Annotated in this window: 5 protein-coding genes; 4 read left to right on the top strand and 1 reads right to left on the bottom strand. The window is 60.1% G+C overall.

Features of this window, described 5'->3' with window-relative positions:
* Together B3V69_RS20145 and B3V69_RS20140 are read left to right on the top strand one after the other, a co-directional pair.
* Window positions 1-561 (top strand): NAD(P)-dependent oxidoreductase (locus tag B3V69_RS20145; RefSeq protein ID WP_296449444.1); only part of this gene is annotated, 561 nt, incomplete at its 5' end.
* Between the two features lie 29 nt (window positions 562-590).
* Window positions 591-1,745, top strand: coding sequence for an MFS transporter (locus tag B3V69_RS20140; protein WP_296449443.1), 1,155 nt, complete (start codon window positions 591-593; stop codon window positions 1,743-1,745).
* A gap of 12 nt (window positions 1,746-1,757) precedes the next feature.
* Here B3V69_RS20140 and B3V69_RS20135 read toward each other — a convergent pair whose 3' ends face one another.
* Window positions 1,758-2,417: a glutathione S-transferase gene (locus B3V69_RS20135; RefSeq protein WP_296449441.1), complete on the bottom strand. Its 660-nt coding sequence runs from the start codon at window positions 2,415-2,417 to the stop codon at window positions 1,758-1,760.
* Between the two features lie 130 nt (window positions 2,418-2,547).
* Here B3V69_RS20135 and B3V69_RS20130 point away from each other — a divergent pair, with 130 nt between their 5' ends.
* The gene (locus tag B3V69_RS20130; RefSeq protein ID WP_296449438.1) at window positions 2,548-4,068 is read left to right on the top strand and encodes a 3-hydroxyacyl-CoA dehydrogenase; all 1,521 of its coding nucleotides are present in this window, start codon (window positions 2,548-2,550) and stop codon (window positions 4,066-4,068) included.
* A gap of 12 nt (window positions 4,069-4,080) precedes the next feature.
* The coding region (locus B3V69_RS20125) for an enoyl-CoA hydratase-related protein (protein ID WP_296449435.1) at window positions 4,081-4,346 on the top strand (266 nt) is incomplete at its 3' end.

Here is a 4,346-nt window from a genome sequence, read left to right as displayed (position 1 = left end):
ACTGTCCTCAAGGGCAAAACCTTGGGCATCTGGGGTTACGGCAAGATCGGACAGCTGGTAGCAGGCTATGGCAAAGCCTTCGGCATGAACGTGCTGATCTGGGGCCGCGAGGCGTCGCGAGAAAGAGCCCTATTGAACGGCTTTGATGTCGCGCTCGACCGGGAGGAATTTTTTGCGCAATGCGATGTGCTTTCGCTGCATCTTCGACTGCTGGATGAAACCCGCGGTATTGTCCGGCTCGACGATCTGGCGCGCATGAAACCCACCGCCCTGCTGGTGAACACGTCGCGCGCCGATTTGATCGAGCCCGACGCCCTGATCAGCGCACTCAACCGGGGCCGACCCGGCATGGCCGCGGTAGACGTATTTGAGACGGAGCCGATTTTGCAGGGTCACGCCTTGCTACGGCTGGAGAACTGCATTTGTACGCCGCACATTGGCTATGTCGAACAGGACAGTTATGAGATGTACTTTGGCGCCGCATTTGACAACGTGATCAACTTCATCAAAGGCACCCCGACGAACATCGTCAATCCGGGAGCCTTGCAGGTCCGCCGTTGAACAAGCTCGGTCCCACAGACCCAGGCGCGATGCCCCCAGTGCTGTGGGCACTGATGTTCGGCAATTTTGTCATCGGCACCGGTGTCATGGTGGTGCCTGGCACGCTCAACGACATCAGCGCTTCCCTGAACGTTTCCGTACCGGTGGCGGGTCAGCTCATTTCCGTCGCGGCGCTGCTGATGTGTCTCGGCGCGCCGCTGCTGGTGGCCGTGGTGTCTGGACTGGATCGTCGACGTCTGCTGGCCCTGACCATGCTCTGGTACGGCGCGCTGCACCTGCTCAGCGCAACCATGCCCACGTTTGGTTCACTCATGGCCGTTCGTGTTCTGACGGTCATTTCGCCCGCCATTTTCACGCCCCAGGCCGCTGCCTGTATAGGCTTTTTGGTGCCACCGCACCAACGCAGCAAGGCGATCAGTCTGGTGTTTCTGGGCTGGTCTGTGGCTTCTGTTCTAGGCATGCCCCTGGGCTCCTGGATCGGGGGGACGATGGGCTGGCGATATGCATTTTCAGCAGTGGGTCTACTGGCATTTTTCAGTGCGGCGTGGCTTTGGCGTGCCATGCCGGATGGCGTCAAACCCCCCGCGTTTTCACTGGTCACGTGGCGTGAGACGCTCCAGTCCAAACCTTTAATGCTGTGCGTCGCCGTGACGGTCCTGTATTCGGCCGGGCAATTTGTACTTTATTCTTATTTCGCGCCCTACTACAAAGCCAATTTCAACGTCACGCCAACACAACTCAGCCTGATGTTCGCCTGGTTTGGCGCCTTTGGCTTTGTCGGTAACCTCTGGGTGTCCCGCAATATCGAACGGTTGGGTGCTTCACGGACTGTTTTTCTGGCGGTGGCCAGTATGGCCCTGAGTCTGGCCTTATGGCCCTTGGGTTCGAGTCTCATGTTGACGGCGCTGGTGCTGGTTCCCTGGGCACTGGGCTGCTTTTCGGCCAACTCGGCGCAGCAAGCCCGACTCTCAGGCATCGCACCGACGCTGACGTCCGGCTCGATCGCTCTCAACACCTCGGCCATGTATGCCGGCCAAGGTGCCGGGGCGGCCAGCGGAGGCTGGTTGATTGCCCATGGGCAGATGTCCATGTTGCACTGGGCCGGACTGGCAGGTCTGCTGCTGGCCCTGTGGGTGAGCTGGTTGGCGAGCCGTGCATACGCGAGGCTCAGGCATCCCGCGTGATCAAGCCCTGCCCTATTTTGTCGAACGCGCGCCCAGCATGATCTCGGTATTGGCCTTGCGGTCTGCATTGACAGTTCTCACCGTCGCGCGCTCCCCCATCGCCCGGAGGTAGTCTTGCACCGGCAACGCCGCCAGCAAATCCTCACCATAAATTATTTTGCTGGCACTCGCCACCAATGGCAAATGAACGATGGCAGCGCAGTCGGCCAGCGTAAATTGCGGGCCTGCAATAAACGGTTCAAACTTGACCAGCGTGGCAAAAGCCACAATGCCTTTGACCAGCAGCTTGTAGGTGCGCTCTTTGGTGCCGTCGCTGACCTTGCCACCGAAAAAAGCCTCCGGGTAAAGCTGCCGGGCGACCAGTTCAAGGTGCAATTCACTGTAAACAATCAGCTCGCGTACCTTGGCCGCCGCATACGAATCCGCGGGCAACAGCTTGTTCTGGGGATAGGCCGCTTCGATGTACTCAGCGCAAGCTATCGATTCGGAGATCGGTCCGTCACGGGTATCCAGAAACGGCACTTTCCCCATCGGCGATCGGTCCATCAGTGTCGCGTGGGCCGTTCCTGTCCAGACCAGTTCTTCCTCGAACGCGACACCTTTTTCCAGCAACTGGAGTTTGATTTTGTTGTAATAATTACTGGCCGAAAAACCGCAAAGTTTGATAGACATGGCATTTGAAAAGTCAAGTTAAAGCTGTTTACCCGCAACCCATCGGGATATCGACACCGATGATATTCTCACGGCGGACAGTGCAAGGATAGGGCAAAACGTCCTGGCGCATCGGGTCATAATCCGCCGCATGAAACCAATTTTTTCAACTGTTGGCATCGTCGGTGCCGGCGCCATGGGACGGGGCATCGCCCAGATTGCCGTGCAAGCGGGCAGCGCGGTGCTGCTGTTTGACATGCAAATTGAGGCGACACGCGCTGCGCAATCTGCCGTTTTTTCACAATGGGACAAGCTGTGCGAGAAAGGCCGACTGGACGCGGCACAGGTCATCGCCTACAAATCCCGTCTGCTTTGTGCCGGCTCGCTCACCGAGCTTTCAGGCTGCGACCTGATCGTGGAGGCCGTCGTTGAACGTCTGGATATCAAAGCGAGTCTTTTTGCCGAGCTGGAAAGCCTGGTGCGCCCGACCACGGTGCTGGCCACCAATACCTCGTCGCTTTCAGTGACCGCCATTGCGGCCCGGCTCAAGCGACCGGCCCAGTTTGCCGGTTTCCACTTCTTCAACCCGGTCCCGCTGATGAAAGTCGTGGAGGTGATCGCCGGGCTCAAAACCAGTGCCAGCGTCTGTACCGATTTGGCCGCTTATGCCCGGCAGATGGGGCACACGCCGGTACAGGCGCAGGACACCCCCGGCTTTATCGTCAACCACGCCGGTCGTGGCTATGGCACCGAAGCCCTGCGCATCGTCAGTGAAGGCGTGGCCGATTTCGCCACCATTGACCGTATTCTGAAAGACCAGATCGGCTTCAAGCTCGGGCCGTTTGAATTGATGGACCTGACCGCACTGGACGTCTCCCATCCGGTCATGGAGTCGGTTTATCACCAGTACTTTGAAGAGCCCCGTTATCGCCCCAGCGTCATCACCGCCCAGCGGCTGGCTGGGGGAATGCTGGGTAAAAAAGTGGGCGAAGGTTTTTACCGCTACGAAGGCGGCGTCGCCCAGATCAGTCCGGAACCAGCGCCGCCCCAGGTGGACGAGATGCCGCCGGTTTGGGTGTCCCCCCGCGCAGCACGTCGACCCGAACTGCTCTTGTTGCTCAAAAGCCTGGGCGCAAAGATCGAGAGTGGCGCCACGCCCTCTCCCTTGGCCCTGACGCTGGTGGCGCCACTGGGTTTTGACATCACCACCGTCGCCGTGATCGAGCGGCTCGACCCGGCGCGCACCCTAGGCATTGACATGCTGGTGGATGATGCGGCCAGCAAACGGCGCGTGCTGGCCACCAACCCGGCCACCCGGCCCGACATGCGGCGGGCGGCCCACGCGCTGATGGCGCGTGACGGCAAGGCCGTCAGCGTCATTCGGGACAGCGGTGGCTTTGTCTCGCAACGGGTGGTGGCGACCATCGTCAACATTGCCTCCGACATCTGCCAGCAAAGCATCTGCTCCCCCACCGATCTGGAAACGGCTGTCACCCTGGGCCTGGGCTACCCGATGGGGCCGCTGGCCATGGGCAATCTTTATGGCCCGACCAACGTGCTGGAGGTCCTGTTCAACATGCAAACGGTGTATGGCGACCCGCGCTATCGTCCCAGCCCCTGGTTGCGTCGGCGCGGCGCCATTGGCCTGAGCCTGTTGCACGAAGAAGAGTAGAAGAACCCGATCATGACAGCCGAACTCAAACGCAGCAGCCAGGGCCAGACGCTGGTCCTGACGATCTCCAACCCCGAGTACCGCAACGCCTTGGGGCCGGAAATCTACACCGAGGGCATTGAGGCTTTGGGACTGGCCGAGCGCTCGACTGAGATTCGGTCCGTGCTCATCGTCGGCGAAGGCAAGCTGTTCAGCGCCGGGGGTAACTTGCAGCGTTTGCAGGCCAACCGCCAACAGCCAGCGGCGGTCCAGGCGCAGAGCATTGAGGCTCTGCACGA

Source organism: Rhodoferax sp. UBA5149, assembly GCF_002413825.1.
Taxonomy (GTDB): Bacteria; Pseudomonadota; Gammaproteobacteria; order Burkholderiales; family Burkholderiaceae_C; genus Rhodoferax.
Note: the sequence above shows the minus strand (reverse complement) of the source record. Positions and strands in the feature narration are given on the sequence as shown.